The organism is Cupriavidus sp. GW822-FHT06G04, from assembly GCF_058799075.1.
In genome coordinates this window covers 125,280-143,709 of sequence record NZ_JBXALD010000002.1, presented here as the reverse complement: position 1 = coordinate 143,709, position 18,430 = coordinate 125,280, and the positions used below count along the sequence as shown (strand labels likewise).

Annotated in this window: 16 protein-coding genes; 4 read left to right on the top strand and 12 right to left on the bottom strand. The window is 64.8% G+C overall.

Annotated elements, in window-relative coordinates:
• Positions 1-4 precede the first annotated feature (4 nt).
• From AC1RKI_RS04610 to AC1RKI_RS04600, 3 genes are all read right to left on the bottom strand, one after another.
• Complete coding sequence (locus tag AC1RKI_RS04610; RefSeq protein ID WP_061956832.1) at positions 5-391, bottom strand: MAPEG family protein; 387 nt, start codon at positions 389-391, stop codon at positions 5-7.
• Between the two features lie 73 nt (positions 392-464).
• Entirely contained in the window at positions 465-695 is a 231-nt protein-coding gene (locus tag AC1RKI_RS04605) for an RNA-binding S4 domain-containing protein (RefSeq protein WP_061956833.1), read from the bottom strand.
• A gap of 1 nt (position 696) precedes the next feature.
• Positions 697-2,445: a glutamine--tRNA ligase/YqeY domain fusion protein gene (locus AC1RKI_RS04600; protein ID WP_150982003.1), complete on the bottom strand. Its 1,749-nt coding sequence runs from the start codon at positions 2,443-2,445 to the stop codon at positions 697-699.
• A 312-nt stretch (positions 2,446-2,757) separates the two neighbouring features.
• Here AC1RKI_RS04600 and AC1RKI_RS04595 point away from each other — a divergent pair, with 312 nt between their 5' ends.
• On the top strand, positions 2,758-4,227 hold the full coding sequence (locus AC1RKI_RS04595; RefSeq protein ID WP_492794724.1) for a CoA transferase: 1,470 nt from the start codon (positions 2,758-2,760) through the stop codon (positions 4,225-4,227).
• A 6-nt stretch (positions 4,228-4,233) separates the two neighbouring features.
• On the opposite strand, the gene AC1RKI_RS04590 is transcribed toward AC1RKI_RS04595, so the two are convergent.
• Positions 4,234-4,851: a pyridoxamine 5'-phosphate oxidase family protein gene (locus AC1RKI_RS04590; protein ID WP_492794726.1), complete on the bottom strand. Its 618-nt coding sequence runs from the start codon at positions 4,849-4,851 to the stop codon at positions 4,234-4,236.
• Between the two features lie 79 nt (positions 4,852-4,930).
• The gene (locus AC1RKI_RS04585) at positions 4,931-5,791 is read right to left on the bottom strand and encodes a PhzF family phenazine biosynthesis protein (protein WP_492794728.1); all 861 of its coding nucleotides are present in this window, start codon (positions 5,789-5,791) and stop codon (positions 4,931-4,933) included.
• 172 nt (positions 5,792-5,963) lie between these two features.
• Between AC1RKI_RS04585 and gltS the strand changes: the two genes are divergently transcribed.
• Complete coding sequence (gene gltS, locus AC1RKI_RS04580) at positions 5,964-7,160, top strand: sodium/glutamate symporter (RefSeq protein WP_061956837.1); 1,197 nt, start codon at positions 5,964-5,966, stop codon at positions 7,158-7,160.
• 114 nt (positions 7,161-7,274) lie between these two features.
• On the opposite strand, the gene ggt is transcribed toward gltS, so the two are convergent.
• Both ggt and AC1RKI_RS04570 read right to left on the bottom strand, forming a co-directional pair.
• Complete coding sequence (gene ggt, locus AC1RKI_RS04575; protein ID WP_404991602.1) at positions 7,275-8,900, bottom strand: gamma-glutamyltransferase; 1,626 nt, start codon at positions 8,898-8,900, stop codon at positions 7,275-7,277.
• 134 nt (positions 8,901-9,034) lie between these two features.
• A complete protein-coding gene (locus AC1RKI_RS04570) occupies positions 9,035-10,012 on the bottom strand; it encodes a Bug family tripartite tricarboxylate transporter substrate binding protein (RefSeq protein WP_061956839.1) in 978 nt (325 codons plus the stop codon).
• 148 nt (positions 10,013-10,160) lie between these two features.
• On the opposite strand from AC1RKI_RS04570, the gene AC1RKI_RS04565 reads away from it, so the two are divergent.
• Complete coding sequence (locus tag AC1RKI_RS04565; protein ID WP_061956840.1) at positions 10,161-11,045, top strand: LysR substrate-binding domain-containing protein; 885 nt, start codon at positions 10,161-10,163, stop codon at positions 11,043-11,045.
• 76 nt (positions 11,046-11,121) lie between these two features.
• Here the strand turns inward: AC1RKI_RS04565 and AC1RKI_RS04560 are convergent, their stop codons facing one another.
• Together AC1RKI_RS04560 and AC1RKI_RS04555 are read right to left on the bottom strand one after the other, a co-directional pair.
• A complete protein-coding gene (locus AC1RKI_RS04560; RefSeq protein ID WP_061956841.1) occupies positions 11,122-12,624 on the bottom strand; it encodes a tripartite tricarboxylate transporter permease in 1,503 nt (500 codons plus the stop codon).
• Positions 12,625-12,637: 13 nt separating this feature from the next.
• Positions 12,638-13,099 (bottom strand): tripartite tricarboxylate transporter TctB family protein, encoded by a 462-nt coding sequence (locus AC1RKI_RS04555; protein ID WP_061956842.1) that lies wholly within the window; start codon positions 13,097-13,099, stop codon positions 12,638-12,640.
• A 409-nt stretch (positions 13,100-13,508) separates the two neighbouring features.
• Here AC1RKI_RS04555 and AC1RKI_RS04550 point away from each other — a divergent pair, with 409 nt between their 5' ends.
• Positions 13,509-15,317 carry a potassium/proton antiporter gene (locus tag AC1RKI_RS04550; RefSeq protein WP_061956843.1) on the top strand — a complete coding sequence of 603 codons (1,809 nt, stop codon included), beginning with the start codon at positions 13,509-13,511 and terminating at the stop codon, positions 15,315-15,317.
• Here AC1RKI_RS04550 and AC1RKI_RS04545 read toward each other — a convergent pair.
• From AC1RKI_RS04545 to AC1RKI_RS04535, 3 genes are all read right to left on the bottom strand, one after another.
• A complete protein-coding gene (locus AC1RKI_RS04545) occupies positions 15,289-16,290 on the bottom strand; it encodes a tripartite tricarboxylate transporter substrate binding protein (RefSeq protein WP_150982016.1) in 1,002 nt (333 codons plus the stop codon). The genes AC1RKI_RS04550 and AC1RKI_RS04545 overlap by 29 nt on opposite strands.
• Before the next feature lie 74 nt (positions 16,291-16,364).
• On the bottom strand, positions 16,365-16,820 hold the full coding sequence (locus AC1RKI_RS04540) for a DUF2214 family protein (RefSeq protein ID WP_061956844.1): 456 nt from the start codon (positions 16,818-16,820) through the stop codon (positions 16,365-16,367).
• 97 nt (positions 16,821-16,917) lie between these two features.
• Positions 16,918-18,138: a CaiB/BaiF CoA transferase family protein gene (locus tag AC1RKI_RS04535; protein WP_061956845.1), complete on the bottom strand. Its 1,221-nt coding sequence runs from the start codon at positions 18,136-18,138 to the stop codon at positions 16,918-16,920.
• Positions 18,139-18,430 lie beyond the last annotated feature (292 nt).

Genomic DNA, 18,430 nt, shown 5'->3' with positions numbered 1-18,430 from the left:
GCGGTCAGTGGACGAACACCGGTAACAGGAAGATGCCGATCACAGTGAGATAGCCTACCGTCCAGCACAACGTGCGAAGCGTGGCGCGGTCCGTCAGATAGCAGGCCGTATAGAGCACGCGCACGACGATGAAGAGCATCGCCAACTCGTCGATGCGGGCCTGTGGCGCCGCCAGATGCGTGGCCGTCAGTACCGCGGCTGCGAAGAACGGGAATGCTTCGAAATGGTTGCGATGCGCCATGTCGGCGCGGCGCGCACGACCGCTCTGTCGTTCCAGCCACGCGCGAGGATCGTGGTTGTCAAAGCCGCCGCGACTGCCGGCCTTGGCAATCCCGACAGTCAGTATGGGCATCAGGCCCGCCAGCAATACACACCAAAAAGCGATGGGCATGCAAGCTCCTTGCGTGGAAGTCGCGGCGGTGAACCTTCACCGCCGCCTGGTGCAATGGGACCGCGACGCGATGCTATGCGGCCACGACTTTGATGCGAACGCCGCCCGGGCCGCCGACCGTCACCACCTGGCCGGCGCGGATCTTGGCGGTCTTGCGGGATTCGACCGCGCCATCCACGGCGACCTCCCCGGCGGCGACCAGCGCCTTGCCCGCGCCGCCGCTTTCGCAGACCCCGGCGAGCTTGAGCAGGTCGTTCAGGGCGATGAACTCGCCGTCGAGCGCAAATGTGGTGTTCTGCGTCATCTCACTTGCCCCAGCTGTCCTTGAGCCCGACCGTGCGGTTGAAGACGGGCTTGCCCGGCTTCGAATCGACACGATCGGCCACAAAGTAGCCGTGACGCTCGAACTGGTAACGGTCGTCCGGCTTGGCATCGCGCAAGCCGGGCTCAAGATATGCGGTGACCACCTTCATCGAATCCGGATTCAGCGCGTCCAGGAAGTTCTTGCCGCCGGCGTCCGGATGCGGGTCACTGAACAGACGGTCGTAGAGGCGCACCTCGGCTTCGTAGGCGTGCGGCGCGCTCACCCAGTGGATGTTGCCCTTCACCTTCACGCTGTCCGCGCCCGGCGTACCGCTCTTGGTGTCCGGCAGGTAGTTCGCATGCACGGCGATGACATTGCCGTCGGCGTCCTTGTCCACGCCGGTGCACTCGATCACGTAGCCGTAGCGCAGACGCACCTTGTTGCCAGGGAACAGACGGAAGTAGCCCTTGGGCGGGTTTTCGTTGAAATCCTCACGCTCGATCCACAGCTCGCGCGACAGCGGAAACACGCGGCGGCCCATTTCCGGCTGCTTCGGATGCACCGGCGCCGAGCATTCCTCGCTCTGGCCTTCCGGGTAGTTGTCGAGAATCAGCTTGAGCGGATCCAACACGCCAACGCTGCGCGGCGCGCGCGCATCGAGATCGTCGCGCACCGCGCCTTCGAGCGTGCTCATGTCGATCCAGCTATCGGCCTTCGATACGCCCACGCGATCGCAGAACAGCTGGATCGATTCGGGCGTGTAGCCGCGGCGGCGGATGCCGACGATCGTCGGCATGCGTGGATCGTCCCAGCCAGCGACACGCTGCTCGTCCACCAACTGCTTGAGCTTGCGCTTGCTGGTGATCGCGTACGTGAGGTTCAGGCGTGCGAATTCGTACTGGTGCGGCAGCGGGTTGGCGAATACGCCGGCATCGCGCAGGTGTTCGAGAACCCAGTCGTAGAGCGGCCGGTTGTTTTCGAATTCAAGCGTGCACAGCGAATGCGTGATGTTTTCGATCGCGTCCGAAATGCAATGCGTGAAGTCGTACATCGGGTAGATGCACCATTTGTCGCCGGTACGATGGTGATGCGCATGGCGGATGCGATAGAGCACCGGATCGCGCATCACGATATTGGGCGCCGACATGTCGATCTTCGCGCGCAGCACGTGCTCGCCGTCACCGTACTTGCCGTCGCGCATTTCGCGGAACAGCTTCAGGTTTTCTTCCACCGCGCGGTCGCGGAACGGCGACGGTTTGCCCGGTTCCGAGAAGTTGCCACGCGTGGCGGCGATCTGTTCGGCGCTCTGGCTGTCCACGTACGCCGCGCCGCGCTCGATCAGCGTCTCTGCAAACTGGTAGAGGCGGTCGAAGTAGTCGCTGGCGTAGTAGAGGTGCGGCGCGCCGCCGGCCTGGGCGTTGTCCCAGGAGAAACCGAGCCAGTGCACGGCGTCGATGATCGAATCGACGTATTCAGTGTCTTCCTTGACAGGATTCGTGTCGTCGAAGCGCAGATGGCAGCGGCCGGCGTAATCGCGCGCCAGACCGAAGTTCACGCAGATGCTCTTGGCGTGACCAATGTGCAGATAGCCGTTGGGTTCCGGCGGGAAACGCGTGATGACGGGCGGCAGCGGGCTGCCCTGCGCGTCGGCCCGGCCGGCGTAGGTGCCGGACGCCAGGTCGTGGTCGATGATGCTGCGCAGGAAGTTCGAGGCGACGGGCGGGTTGTTGGGCTTGTTGTCTTGACTCATGGTGGCGCCGCGGCGTTGCGGCTCTATGGCTTCGCGGAAGGCGCCGGCCACTCGCGGACCGGACGCGCTCCTCATGTTTCTTGGGAATGGGGCGATTTTACCGTGCCTGCGGGGCAACACGGACAGTCGCCAGGCATTTTGCGAATCGTCTCACTACACAACGATCGGAAGTGGTGCAGAATCCACCGCAGTGTAGTCGCATGGCCGCGGCGTGTCTTGTCGATCGGTCCATGATTTCATTGTTGCCGCGCAGGAAGCCATGCGACGTCATCGTCGCATGTGGCCCGGCGCCGCGCCGCAGGAACAAATGCCATGAATACCGCTACTTCCTCCGCTCCATCCGCCGCTGACGGCTCGGGTCGTGTGCCGCCGGCGGAAGCCCTCGCGGCGCTCTGGCGGGACGCCGCAATGCCGGCCGAGGCCTTGCGCCACATTGGGCTCACCGGAGAGGATCCGATCCTGCCCTCAAGCTTTGCGATCGGCACGGCGGCGCAGGTCGCCATCGGCGCGTCGGCGCTGGCCGCCACGGCGCTCTGGGCGCAGCGCACCGGCCGCTGGCAGTCCGTCGATGTGGACATGCGGCATGCCATGGCCGAATTCCGCAGCGAGCGCTATCTGCGCGTGAACGGCGGGGCGGCGCCCGAGCTCTGGGACAAGATCGCCGGCCTGTATCCGTGCGGCGACGGTCGCTGGGTTCGCTTGCATACCAATTTCCCCCACCATCGAGACGGCATCCTGCGCATCCTGCAATGCGCCTACGACAGGGACGCGCTGCGCACCGCTCTGGCCCGCTGGAAGGCCGAAGACTTCGAGGCAACCGCCTCCGATGCCGGTCTGGTGGTGGCGGCAATGCGCACGTTCGACGAATGGCAGGCGCACCCCCAGGCGCAGGCGCTGCGCGGGCTGCCCCCGGTGATCATTGAAAAGATCGGCGACGCACCGCCCATCCCGTTGCCGGCCTTGCCCGCCCATGCCGAAATCAACGTCGACGCCCGCCCGCTAAGCGGCATCCGCGTGCTGGACCTAACGCGCATCATTGCCGGACCTGTCGCCGGGCGTACGCTGGCCGCGCATGGAGCGGACGTATTGCTGGTGACGGCCGCACATCTTCCCGCCATCGCCCCGCTGGTCGTCGATACGGGCCGCGGCAAGCGGTCGTGCCAGCTCGATCTGCGCGATCAGGACGACAAGCGCGCCTTCCACAAATTGCTGCACGGTGCTGATGTGGTGGTTCAGGGATACCGGCCGGACGGTCTGGCACAGCTGGGCGCCGGCCCCGAGGCGGCCGCGCGGGCACGACAGGGCATCGTCTACGTATCGCTTTCCGCCTATGGGCACGTCGGCCCCTGGTCTGCCAAGCGGGGATTCGATTCACTGGTGCAGACGGCAACCGGTTTCAATGCCGACGAAGCGGCGGCTGCCGCCAGCGCCGAACCGCGACCATTCCCGGCGCAGGTTCTGGACCACGCCGCTGGCTACCTGCTGGCGTTTGGGGCGATGGTCGCGCTGCATCGCCGCGCAACCGAAGGTGGCAGCTGGCATGTGCGCGTGTCGCTGGCCCAGGTTGGGCAGTGGTTGCGCAGCCTCGGACGAGTGCCCGGCGGGACGAGCGTGCCCGATCAGCACATCGACGAAATTTCCGATCTGCTCGAAGTGCAGGAGTCGGGATTTGGAGAGCTCACGGTCGTGCGGCATGCCGCGAAGCTGTCGGAGACGCCGGCGCATTGGACATTACCGTCGGTGCCGCTGGGCACTCATGCGCCGGAGTGGCTGCCGCGCTAAGTGCGGTTAGTACAGGCCGTTGCGCAGCCGCTCGGGCAGTTCGCGATCATACGTTTCGCCATCGATCGCGTTCTGGCTCAAGGTGGCCACGATCGTGCCAGTGCTGGGCAGCGCCTCGCGCGGAATCTGCGCGTCGGGTGACCACAGGTGCGAGCGCAGCAGTGCGCGGGCACACTGAAAAAACACCGAGCGGATGCGGATCACCAGCACCGTGGTCGGCGCCTTGCCCTGAACCACGCACCGTGCGATCAGGTCCGGATCCGTCGACACCGTCGCCGTGCCGCTGACGCGCAGGGTTTCGTTGACGCCCGGGATCAGGAACAGCAGACCTACGCGCGCGTCCGCAATGATGTTGCGCAGGCTGTCGATTCGGTTATTGCCGCGTCGGTCAGGCAAGAGCAGCGTGCGCTCGTCGAGTATCTGCACGAATCCCGGAGCATCGCCTCGCGGGGAGCAATCGCCGCCTTTGTCGTTCATTGTGGATAGCAGGCAGAACGGCGATGCCTCAACGAATGCGCGATAGTGCGGATGCAGATAGTCGAGTTCCTTGGCGACCGAGGCGCCCGCAGGCTTGGCATAGAGGGCTTCCAGATCGACTACGGTGGCAATGTCGTGGGAGGGCATGATGGTTTGGAATGTTGGAAGAGTACCTAGCCGAACAACGCCTGCCGGGAGGGTTGCGGCGCTCCCGGCCAGTGTCGGATCAAATAGTGACGGTGCCGCGTCCCAATTCTATGACGCGGCCGCCAACGCGAATCGCGCCTTCCGTGCTGACGTCCAGATCGAGCCTGCAGCGGCGATCGACAAACTCGCCTTGGTCCACCTCGAAGTGCGCTGGCAGGGCGTGACCGGTTGCGAGCAACCATCCGCCAAGGTTGGCGCAAGCCGAGCCAGTGCCCGGGTCCTCGGCCACGCCGCCACCCTGCTTGGTAAAGAAATACCTGGCCAGGACCTTGCCCGGGGAGCTGGCGTCGAACGCGAACACGTAGGCCGTCTTGCGCCCCAGACTGCTTTGCGGCCAGTGGTCGAGGCGGCTGCTGTCCGGTTGCGCGCGCCGCACGGCGTCGGTCGTTTTTACCTGTACGAGCAGCTGGTCCGCACCGGTATCGACCCACATCGGCGATGCGGCAAGGTCATCGGGATGCAATCCCAGCATTGATGCCATCTCGGCATCGGGCAGGCCCGCCGGCGCGGTGCGCGGGGCACCCTGGTGCGGCGCGGTCAGCGTCCATCGGTCTCCTTGCGCGGTCACCGGAACCACGCCGGCCTTGAATTCGAGCGACAACGTGTCGCCGGTGCGACGCAGATCGCGCACGACATGCGCGGTGCCCAGCGTGGGATGACCGGCGAAACGCATTTCGTATCCGGGCGTAAAAATGCGCACCGCTGCGGTCGCCTTATCGGACGGAAAGACGAACGTGGTTTCCGATAGGTTGAATTGCAGTGCCAGCGCCTGCATGGTGACATCGTCCATGCCGCGCGCGTCCTCGAATACGCAGAGTGGGTTGCCGCCAAAGGTAGATTCGGCAAAAACATTGACGATGCGGTATGCGTAGCTGGACATAGAGGTGACCGGTTGCCGTTGGGAAACGGTCAGTTTATGGCGCTGTCAGAGCCTCGGCCATGCACAGTTGTGGGCATATGGGACGGAACAGTTGCAATTGAAGGGGTTTCGCTGAACAGCGATTGGCGATGCGCGGGCGAGTGCCAAAAATGGAGTTTTTTGGATGCCTGCCATGCTGGAACTCAATACGTACGAAACCCTTGTCGCGGCATCGCTCGTGCTGCTGATCGGGCGCAAGCTCATAAAGATCACACCACCATTACGGGCCTTCAACATACCAGAGCCCGTTGCAGGCGGACTGGTCGTGGCGGCATGTCTGGCGATCGCCCGGTACACGCTGGACGTGCAGATCAAGTTCGATACCGGAACGCAGACGCCGCTGATGCTCGCCTTCTTTGCGACGCTGGGCCTGAGCGCCAACCTTTCCAGCCTGAAGCTGGGCGGCAAGTCGATCGGCAAATTCCTGCTGGTTGTCGCCGGGCTGCTGGTCATCCAGAACGGAATCGGTGTCGGTCTCGCAAGCCTGCTGGGCATGCATCCCGCCACCGGGCTGCTTGCCGGTTCGATTTCCCTGTCGGGCGGTCACGGCACCAGCGCCGCCTGGGGCAATACGTTCATGACGAAGTTCGGCATGTCGTATGCCACGGAGATGGGCGTGGCCTGCGCAACCTTCGGTCTTGTCCTGGGTGGCCTGATCGGCGGGCCGGTGGCGCGCTATCTGTTGCGTAAGGTGGCCAAGCCGGGCGCCGCGATGGTGGATGACGATCCGCTGAACTTCGAGCAGCCTCAGGCCGTGCGCCTGATCACCGCCACCGCGCTGATCGAGACGCTGGCGCTGATTCTGGTCTGTCTGACCGCAGGCCAGGCGTTGACCGGCGCGTTCAAGGGCACTGCGCTGGAACTGCCGACCTTCGTATGGGTGCTGTTCGTTGGCGTGCTGCTGCGCAACGGGCTGGCCGCACTCGGCTGGTACACGATTTTCGATCGGGCGCTTTCGGTGCTGGGTAACGTCAGCCTGTCGATGTTCCTGGCGATGGCGTTGATGAGCCTGCGCTTGTGGGAACTGGCTTCGCTGGCGCTGCCGATGTTGCTGATCCTGGCGGTGCAGACTGCAGCCATGGCCGCCTATGCGGTACTGGTGACTTTCCGTGCGATGGGCCGCAACTACGACGCCGCCGTGCTTGCGGCTGGCCACTGCGGGTTTGGGCTCGGCGCCACGCCGACTGCCATTGCCAACATGCAAGCCATCACGGACCGCTTTGGGCCGTCCCACCTGGCGTTCCTGATCGTTCCGATGGTCGGCGCCTTCTTCATCGACATCGTGAACGCGATCGTCATCAAGCTCTTCCTGGCGTTGCCGATTTTCTGATCGCGCCAACATAAAAAAGGCGCCACGGGTTTCCCCATGGCGCCTCGCAGGACTTCCACTGCCTACTGCGGTACTACAAGATGCGCGCGCACAAGTCCCCTTGTGCCGCCTTCATCAGAAGCCGACGGCCTGGCCGTCGCGGCGGCTGTCGCTGGCGGCCACGTAGCCGTGCTCGCCATCCTCCGACAGACGCCAGATAAACTGCCCGGAGCCGAAATCCATATACGGGTCATTTACCGACTTGAGCTGGTGGCCGCGATCCTTCAGGCCAGCCACGGTAGCCGGATCCATCGTCCCTTCAACGTCCAACGTGAAATCGCGGTTGACCTTCCAGCGCGGGGCGCAGCAGGCGGCCTGCGGCTGCTGGTTGTAGTCGAGCATGCGCACGACGGTCTGCAAGTGCCCTTGCGGCTGCATATCGCCGCCCATCACGCCAAAGCTCATCTGCGGCTTGCCATCCTTGGTCAGGAACGCCGGGATGATCGTGTGGAACGGCCGCTTGCCGCCTTCCACCACGTTTGCCGACTTCGGATCCATCGAGAATCCGACGCCGCGGTTCTGCAGGCTGATGCCGGTGCCCGGCACCACGACGCCCGAGCCAAATCCCATGTAGTTCGACTGGATGAACGAGATCATCATGCCGCTCTCGTCCGCGGCAGTGAGGTAGATGGTGCCGCCGGTGCGCGGCATGCCAAAGTTGAAATGCGTGGCGCGCTGCATGTCGATGAGCTTGGCGCGCGATTTCAGATACGCGTCGTCCAGCATCTGCTCGGGCGTGACATCCATGCTGCGCGGATCGGCCACATAACGATACAGGTCGGCAAACGCCAGCTTCATCGCCTCGATCTGCAGATGTTGCGAATCGACCGAATCCACTGGCAGAGCGCCGACGTCGAACTGATCGAGGATGCCCAGCGCCATCAGCGCTGCGATGCCCTGGCCGTTCGGCGGGATTTCATGCACCTCGTGCCCGCGATACGACTTGCTGATCGGCTTGACCCAATCCGGACGATAGTTGCGCAGGTCGTCCAGCGTCATCGCGCCGCCGCATTCCTTGCTGAACGCAGCGATTTTCTCGGCAATTTCGCCTTCGTAATAGGCCCGGCCCTTGGTCGCGCCGATCTTGCGTAAGGTGTCGGCTGCGGCCTTGAATATGAATTTCTCGCCGACGTGCGGCGCGCGGCCGTTCGGCATGAACGTGTCGGCGAAGCCCGGCTGGCTTTTCAGGTCGGGCACGGCGGCGGCCCACTTGTGCGCCACCACCGGCGGCACGGCGTAGCCGCGCTCGGCGATCTCGATCGCCGGTTCCATCAGGTCTTCGAACGGCAGCTTGCCGAAGCGTTCATGCAGCGCAGCCCATCCGGCGATCACGCCGGGCACCGTGACGGAATCCCAGCCGCGCGTCGGCCGATTGGCCAGCCCGTTGCCGTCCACGCCGTACTTGTTCTTGAAGTAATCGGTGTTCCAGGCCTGCGGCGCCACGCCCGACGAATTCAGACCATGCAATTCCTTGCCGTCCCAGAGAATCGCAAACGCATCGCTGCCCAGGCCGCACGACACCGGTTCGACCAGGGTGATGGCAGCGGCGGCGGCAATCGCGGCGTCCACCGCGTTGCCGCCCTTGAGCAGCATACGCAGTCCGGCCTGGGCGGCCAGCGGGTGCGAAGTCGACACCACGTTGCGCGCAAACAGCGGAATGCGCACCGAGGGGTAGGGGTTGGTCCAGTTGAAGTTCTGCATGGTCTGTCTCGTTGTTCGAAGCGCGTTCAGTTCTCGTCTTCGTCGGTTTTGCTGTGACGGGCTGGAGCGGCCGACCCAATCGTGTCGCGCCGCCGGATCCAGCCCCTGTCACCCCGGCGCAAGGGTTGGAAGGCTCAGTCCACCTGGATCTTGCGATCCTTGATCAGCTTGCCCCAGCGTGCGCTGTCCTTTTTTACCATCGCGGCAAACTGCGCCGGCGTGCCGCCGACGGGTTCGGCGCCCAGCTTGGCCAGGCGGTCCTTTACGTCCTGCGACTGGATGGCCTTGTTGAATTCGGCGTTGAGCCGGTTGACGATCTCGGGCGGCAGGCCCTTGGGGCCATAGATGCCAAACCACGTATCGGATTCAAAACCGGGCAGCCCAGATTCGCTCGCGGTGGGCAGCTCCGGCGCCAGGGGCGAGCGCTTCAGGCTGGTCACCGCCAGCGCCTTGAGCTTGCCGTCCTTCACGTGTGGCATGCCGGACACGATGCTGTCGAACAGTACCTGAACCTTGTTAGAGATCAGGTCGGGCACGGCCAGCGCGGTGCCGCGATATGGGATGTGCGTGATGAAGATGCCGGCCTGCGCCTTGAATGCTTCGGCGGTCAGGTGGACCACGGTGCCATTGCCGCTCGATGCATAGTTCAGCTCGCCCGGGTGCTTCTTGGCGTAGTCGATCAGTTCCCGGACATTCTTGACCGGCAACTGGTTGGGCACCACCAGCACGTTGGTGGCGGTGGCCACCTGGCCGATCGGCGTGAAATCGGTTTCGGTGTTGTACGGCAGATGCGTGTTGATGTACGGACCGATCGAGTGCGTGCTGGTGGTGGCAATCAGGATCGTGTAGCCGTCAGGAGCCGCCTTGGCCGCCATGTCCGAGCCAATGGCGCCGCCCGCGCCGGGGCGGTTGTCGACCACGATCTGCTGACCCAGCCCGGCACCTACCTTTTGCGCGATGGCGCGCGCCAGCAAATCGGTCGCGCCGCTGGCCGGAAACGGCACGATCAATCGGATCGGCTTGCTTGGATACGTGTCGGCCAGCGACGGCGCGGCAGCCAGCGTGAGGCTCGTGGCAAGGCCAATGCCCAGAAGGCGTAGCCAGTGTTGCATCTGTTCTTCTCCGGTACGGATGGGTACGACGTGGAACTGCGGCAGGAAAGTCAAATTATTCCGCGCCAGCGATCACAATGAAAGTTAATATTCCTTGCTTGATTCACAAGAAAATATTGTGAATCGTCCGTGAAAGGTTCCTTGCCGCATGAGCACTATCCGCTTTTTAAGAACTTTCGTCGCCGTGGCCGAACAGGGCTCCTTTGTGGCGGCCGCCGGCGAGGTGGCGTTGACCCAGGCGGCGGTCAGTCTGCAGATGCGGTCCCTTGAGGAAGAGCTGCGGCGCGAGCTATTCGACCGCAGCGGCCGCGTGGCGGTGCTGAACGCAGACGGCCGCGCGTTGCTGCCGCAGGCGCGGCGGCTGCTGGCGCTCTACGAGGAGATGCGCCTGCCGTTGGCCGACTCGCAGGCCATGGCGGGCGCGGTCGCGATTGGCGCGGTGGTTTCGGTGATGGGTGGGCTGTCGCATGTGGTCGCGCAGTTGAAGCGCACCTATCCGGCGCTCGATGTGCGGCTGATCGGCGCCAAGTCGTTCGAGCTGGCGGCGATGGTGGAAAGTGGCGAGCTCGACGCCGCATTCGTTGTCGAAGGATCGGCGCGCCTGGCCGGCACGCTGCATTGGACGCCGCTCTACGACGAACCGCTGGTGGCGATCGCCGCGCGCGGCAGCAGTGGCGACGACGCGCGCCAGGCTCTGGCCGCCAATCCGTTTCTTCGGTTTGATCGCAGCCAGCGCACTGGTGCGCTGGTGGAGCGCGCGTTGCGGCGCGCGCATTTGCGTACCAACGAGTTCCTCGAGTTGAATTCGATCGAGGCGCTGGTGGAACTGGTGCGGCAGGAAGTTGGGGTGACCGTGGTGCCGTTGCTCAAGCGCGCGCGCTGGCGCGAAGACAAGGCGTTGCGGATACTGCCGCTGCGTGCGGGCGGTGAACCGCTGGTGCGCAGCATCGGCATGCTGGAGCGGCGCGATCATGGCCGCGTGCACGTCACCGAGGCGATCCGCGCGGCGTGCGCGAGCCTGTTCGGCGCCTGAATAAAAAAGGGCGCCCCGTTGGGGACGCCCTCAGTACTTCGGTACTTCCGTACTTCAATACTGTGGCAGGAAGGACTTACTCTTCCTGGAATGCTTCTTCGCGCTTCGCCTTGATCGACGGCATCGCCACGATTGCCACCAGAATCGCGGCGGCGATCAGCAGGCCCAGCGACAGCGGACGCGTCACGAACACGCTGAAGTCACCACGCGACAGCAGCAGCGAGCGGCGGAAGTTTTCTTCCATCATTGGTCCGAGCACGAAGCCCAGCAGCAGCGGCGCCGGTTCGCACTTCAGCTTGATGAACAGGTAGCCGATCACGCCAAAAGCCGCGGTCTGGAACACGTCGAACGTGGTGTTCTGAACCGAGTACACGCCGATGCAGCAGAACGTCAGGATCGCCGGGTACAGGTAGCGGTACGGTACCTTCAGCAGCTTCACCCAGATACCGATCATCGGCAGGTTCAGCACGATCAGGATCAGGTTGCCCAGCCACATCGAGGCGATCAGGCCCCAGAACAGCGCCGGATTGCTGCTCATCACCTGCGGGCCCGGCTGGATGTTGTGGATCGTCATCGCACCGACCATCAGCGCCATCACGGCGTTAGGCGGAATGCCCAGCGTCAGCAGCGGGATGAACGAGGTCTGCGCCGCGGCGTTGTTGGCCGATTCCGGACCTGCCACGCCTTCGATCGCGCCCTTGCCGAATTCCTCCGGGTACCGCGAGGTCTTCTTCTCGAGCGAGTAGGCGGCGAACGATGCCAGCGAAGCACCGCCGCCCGGCAGGATACCCAGCGCCGAACCGAGCATCGTGCCGCGCAGCACCGCCGGAATCATGCGCTTGAAATCTTCCTTGGTCGGGAACAGGTTGGTTACGTGATCGGTGAAGGTCTCGCGATTTTCCTTCTGCTCCAGGTTCGCAATGATTTCCGCGAAGCCGAACACACCCATCGCCACCGACACGAAGTTCAGTCCATCGGTCAGCTCCGGCACGTCGAACGAAAAGCGCGCGGCGCCCGAGTTCACATCGGTGCCCACCAGACCCAGCAACAGGCCCAGCACGATCATCGAGATTGCTTTCACGAGCGAGCCCGACGCCAGCACCACGGCGCCGATCAGGCCCAGCACCATCAGCGAGAAGTACTCGGCGGGGCCGAACTTGAACGCCAGTTCCGACAGCGGCGCGGCAAAAGCGGCCAGGATCAGCGTCGCCACGCAGCCGGCGAAGAACGAGCCGATGCCGGCAGTGGCCAGCGCCACGCCCGCACGGCCACGACGCGCCATCTGGTAGCCGTCGATGGTGGTCACGACCGACGACGATTCGCCGGGCAGATTCACCAGAATGGCGGTTGTGGAACCACCGTACTGTGCGCCGTAGTAGATACCGGCCAGCATGATCAGCGCGGCCACCGGCGGCAGCGTGTACGTCACGGGCAACAGCATCGCGATCGTGGCTAGGGGCCCAAGGCCCGGCAGCACGCCGATCAGCGTGCCCAGCACGCAGCCCAGAAACGCGTAGGCGATGTTCTGAAACGACAGGGCGGTCGAGAAGCCCAGTCCGAGGTTGGCTAACAATTCCATGGGGGCGGGCTCCTTAACTTACCAGGAAAGCCGGCCAAACCGGCATCTGCAGGTTGATGCCGTACACGAACGCACCCAGGCTGATCAGCACCAGGACGATTGCGTTGAGGACGGCGCCTTTCCAGCTGAATTCATGACTGGCCATCGAGGAAACCAGCACCAGTACCGCGACCGACAGGACCATGCCCAGCGGTTTGAGCAGCAGGCCGAACAGCACCACCGAACCCAGGATCCACAGCAGGATCTTCAGGTCCCAGCGGGCCAGATGGTCTTCTTCGGCCTTGGAGGACAGCGAACCCCACAGGACCAGCGCGCCCAGCAGGGCGAGCACGATGCCGAGCCAGAACGGGAAGTATCCCGGTCCCATCTTGGCGGCTGTCCCCATGGAATAGCCACGGGCGACAAAGGAAAAGCCCAGTCCGACCAGAATGAACATCAGGCCGGAGGCAAAGTCCTTTTGGCTACGTATGCGCAAAATGATTCTCCTCGATAAAGCAGCTTGAAATCGTCGCGACGGACCGGTCAAACCGGCCTCCCCCGGGGCGGAAACTGCTGCAAAAACCGACAGCGCCCCCGTCCCCGCGGCACTCCCCGTCGCGGGCAGGGTGGAAGTTAAAAGCGCATCCTTTCAGCTACCTTTCATATGTCTGCATAAACTGGCAACTTCAGGGTATGTCCCTAGGCAGACGTCTGAAAGCAATCGGTAAGCCGTTGACGATGCAAGGAAAATGGCAGGGAAAACGCGCATGGGAACGCGGGTCGCGGCGCGCGTCGGCCGGACGGCGGCTGACAGACTGGGGCGGGCGGGTCGCCTATGATCGATGGGATCGACGCCGATTGGCGCACACGAATGCGCCGGCGCAAGAGACCTCGGAGGAGCCCGCTTGGAGACCATCGACCATGCCATCCTGATCGGCGCCGTGGTGATGACGCTTGGCATTCTGCTGGGCGTGTTTTCGGCGCGCTTTGGCGTGCCGTTCCTGCTGGTATTCCTGGGCGTGGGCATGGCCGCCGGCGTGGACGGCCCGGGCGGGATCCGTTTCTCCAACACCTGGCTCAGCTTTCTGGTGGGCAATATCGCGCTGGCGGTGATCCTGCTCGATGGCGGCCTGCGCACGCGTTTCGCCACATTTCGCGTGGCGCTCCGGCCCTCGCTGTCGCTGGCCACGGTCGGCGTGGCGCTCACGGCCGTCCTGGTCGGGCTGTTTGCCACCTGGATGCTCGGCATCGACTGGAAGCTGGGGCTGCTGCTGGGCGCGATCGTCGGCTCCACCGACGCCGCAGCCGTGTTCTCGCTGCTGAACGGCAGCGGCATCCGGCTCAAGGAGCGCGTCGCCAGCGTGCTGGAAATCGAATCGGGCATCAACGATCCGATGGCCATTTTCCTGACGCTTACGCTGATCCAGTGGATCACGGCGCCCGCAGGGCTGACCCTTGCCGCGCTGGCGATGCGCCTGGTGGTGCAGTTCGGCGTCGGCGGCGTGCTGGGCGTGGCGCTGGGGTACTGCATGGCCAACGTCATGGAGCGTGTGAACGTGGCCGAAGGGCTGCAGGCGATCCTCATCTGCGCGGGCGGATGCATGGTGTGGGCGATCGTGCAGACGCTGGGCGGCAGCGGCTTCCTGGCGGTCTATCTGGCCGGCATGATGGTCGGCAATCGCGATCGGGCCGTCAGCGAAGACGTGATGCGCGCCATGGACGGCATGGCGTGGCTGGCACAGTCGGCCATGTTCCTGCTGCTTGGCCTGCTGGTGACACCCCATCGCATCTGGGATGTCGCCCTGCCTTCGCTGGCGGTGGCGCTGTTCCTGATGTGCGTGGCACGTCCCGTGGCGGTGTTCGCTTCATTGCTGCCGTTTCGCTTCAGCGCACGCGAGAAAGGCTTCGTGGCCTGGATGGGGTTGCGCGGCGCGGTGCCGATCGTGCTGTCGCTGTTTCCGCTGCTGCAGGGCATGGAGGATTCCGGGCTGCTGTTTCGCGTCGCGTTTGCGGTGGTGCTGGCCAGCCTGCTATGCCAGGGCACCACGGTGGCGCTGGCGGCGCGTCTGGCGCGTGTACTGCGGCCGCCGTACGACGAGCCGTTGTCGCGTGAACGCCTGCGCGGCACGCGCTCGCCGGGATTGGAATTGATGCAGTTTCAGGTGGCTGCCGGATCGTCGATGGAAGACTTGCGCGCCGATCAGCTGGAATTGCCGCCGCGCAGCCGATTGATGACCCTGGCGCGCTCTGGATCGCTGGTGCCGCTGGAGCAGGCGGTGCTGCGCGCCGGCGATATCGTCTCGGTGCTGGCCCCGGCCGGCTCGGTGCCGTTGCTGTCGCGGCTGTTTCTGGTGGCGGCCAGACCGGCGTCTTGGGACCAGGCTTCGCATGATTTCCTGCTCGACGGACAGGCGAGGCTGGCGGACGTGGCGGCGCTTTACGGCACGCGGGAACTGACGCCGGAAGAGCAGTCGCGCACGCTAGAAGAGGCGATGCTGGCGGTGTTTTCGTCGCCGCCCGTGGAAGGCGACGCACTGGAACTTGCCGGGTTGCGGCTCACCGTGACGCGCATGGAAGGGCCGCGCGTGATACAGGTGGGCTTGCTGCTGCCGCGCAATGCGGCCGAGGACGCCAGGGACGGCAAGGACCGGCTCTGGCGCATGCGCGGCAAGATGCGCGGCTCGGTCAGTCGACCTTGGCGCCGGAAACCTTGACCACCTGGCCGTATTTCTTCAGTTCGCGCTGGATCAGCGCCCCGAACTGCTCGGGCGTGGTGGGCGCCGGTTGCGCGCCGATGCGGGCCAGGCGCTGCTTCATGTCGTCGGTCTTCAGAATCGCAACGATGTCGTGATTGAGCCGGTCGACGATCTCGCGCGGCGTGCCGGCCGGGGCCAGCACACCGAACCATGTCGAGATATCGAATCCTTCCAGGCCCAGACCCTTGCCGGCTTCGGCAATCGTCGGCAGCTCCGGGAACGAGGGCGCGCGGCTGGCCGTGGTCACGGCAAAGGCCTTGAGCTTGCCGGCCTTGATATTGGCCGACGCGGAAGCGAGGTTGTCGAAAATCAGGTCGGTCTGGCCGGAAAGCACCGACAACTGCGCCGGCGACGCACCGTTGTACGGAATGTGGACCATGCTGATATGGGCCATGCTCTTGAACAGCTCGCCGGACAGGTGCCCGGCGCTGCCGTTGCCGCCGGACGCATAGTCAAGCTTGCCCGGATGCTTGCGCGCATATTCGACCAGATCGCGCACATTGTTGATATGCAGTTCCGCGGCCTTGCCCGGATGCATGACGAGCACGTTGGGCACGTCGGCGACCAGCGTGATCGGCGCGAAGTCCTTGACCGGGTCATAGGGCATCTTCGCAAACAGCGTCGGGTTGATCGCGTGCGTAGCCACCGCGCCCATCACCAGCGTGTAGCCGTCGGCCGGTTGCTTGGCGACGTAGTCGGCGCCCAGGTTGCCGCCGGCGCCCGGCTTGTTTTCGACCACCACGGGCTGGCCCAGGCTGTCGCGCAGCTTCTCGCCGATGGCGCGCGCCACGGTGTCCAGCGGGCCGCCGGCCGGATATGGCACCACGAAGCGGATCGGTTTGGCTGGCCAGTTGGCGGGAGCGGCGGCGTGCGCCGGCGCGGCGAAGGCCATGGTGGCTGTGATGGCGGCCGTGAGCAGGGTCTTGAACATGTCGAACGTGGAAAAGGTCGGGAATCGGTCAGCCGGGGCGTACATTGCGCGCCGGCTTTTCTGTGACGCGGGTATCAGCGCATGCCGATGCCGCGCGCCATCATCACGGCGCATAGCGGCAGCAGGATAAACAAATGGGCTTCTATCATGACCCAGCGGCGCGCCTTCTTGATCTCGGCGGGCGTGGGCACGAATTCCGGCAGCTTGTTCGCCTGCTTGCGCCACTTGGCGATGGCGAGCGTGGGCGGCAGCGAGCACAGCGCAATCAATACGAACACCGTCATCTTGGCGTGGAACCAGGGATTGTGGATCAGGAAATCCACGCCCTTGGCCCCATAGAACAGCCGCAGCAGGCCGGTGGCCAGCACGATCATCGCCGAGAGGAAATAGAACAGGTCATAGCGCGACAGCCGGCGTACCGTGGCCGGCGTCATGTCCGGGCGCAGAACCACCGCTTCGGCGGTCATCAGCGTGACCAGCACGAAGATGGCCGTGAAGTGCAGGAACGCGAGCAGGGCATCGGTCAGCATGAATTCTCCTCAGTTGGGGGAAACGTCCATGATCACCGGCCCTGTGCGCCGGCCCGGTTCACCAGGCGGCGCGGCGCGCGGAGCGCCTTGCGTGGATTCAGACCACGCCCTTGGTGCGCAGGGCGGCGATGTGTTCGGCACTGTAGCCGAGTGTCTCGCCCAGCACCACATCGGTGTGCTCGCCCAGCAACGGCGGATGGCGCAGCGCTTCTGGCGGCGTCACGCTCATCCGCATCGGGCTGCCCACCAGCTTGACCGTGCCCGCCGTCGGGTGCGGCAGATCGACGCGCAGGCCGCGCGACACCACCTGCTCGTTCTCGAACACCTCGTCGAGCGTGTTGATCGGGCCGCACGGCACGCCGGCACGCTCCAGATCGAGAATCCATTGCTCGCGCGTGCGCGGCGCCACCATCTCGGCCAGGATCGGCACCAGCACGTCGCGGTGCGCCACGCGCTGCGGATTGGTGGCGAAACGCGCGTCGTCGGCCAGCTCGGGGCGGCCTCCGGCGGTCACGAACTTGCGGAACTGCCCGTCGTTGCCCACCGCAACGATGATCCAGCCATCGGCGGCCTGGAACGTTTGATAAGGCACGATGTTCGGGTGTGCATTGCCCCAGCGCTTGGGCGCCACGCCGCTGGCCAGGTAGTTCGTGTTCATGTTGGCCAGCATCGCCACCTGCACGTCGAGCAGCGCCATGTCGATGTACTGGCCCTCGCCGGTGCGCTCGCGATGGGCCAGCGCGGCCAGCACCGCGATCGTCGCGTACTGGCCCGTCATCAGGTCGGAAATCGCCACGCCGGCCTTCTGCGGACCGCCGCCGGGCAGGTCGTCGCGCTCGCCGGTCAGGCTCATGAATCCGCCCATGCCCTGCACGATGAAGTCGTAACCCGGCCGCTGTGCGTACGGGCCGGTCTGGCCGAAGCCGGTGACGGAGCAATAGATCAGGTCCGGCTTGACGGCCTTGAGCGAGTCGTAGTCGAGGCCATATTTCTTCAATTGGCCGACCTTGTAGTTCTCCAGCACGACATCGCTCTGCGCGGCCAGCTCGCGCACCAGCTGCTGGCCTTCGGGCGTGCTGATGTCGCACGTCACCGAGCGCTTGTTGCGGTTGGCGGCCAGATAGTAGGCGGCTTCGGCGGTGTCGCGGCCGTCCGGCGTCTTGAGCCACGGCGGGCCCCAGATGCGCGTGTCGTCGCCAGCGCCGGGGCGCTCGATCTTGATCACGTCGGCGCCGAAATCGGCAAGATTCTGGGCGCACCATGGCCCGGCGAGAACGCGGGTCAGGTCAAGGACGCGAAGATGGCTTAAAGCTCCCATGGCGTTCAACGGCTGCAAGGTCTGAGGAGCCAGCACTCTATCACCGGCCATGGCGGGCGATGCACGCGCGCGGGGCGCGGCCGGCCGTTCCGTGGGCGATAACCGGACAGCGCGCGACCATCGCTGGCGGGTCGGGGCGTATCGAGGCATATCGGCCCGCACGCCCGTCGCCGGGTGGCAAGCCATACAACAGCAAGGCGGCGAGCCACTGCCCCGGGACAGGGCTTGACCCGTATAATCAACGGTTTGCAAATCTAACCTGACTGACTGCGCCCTGCCACGACGCGGGAAG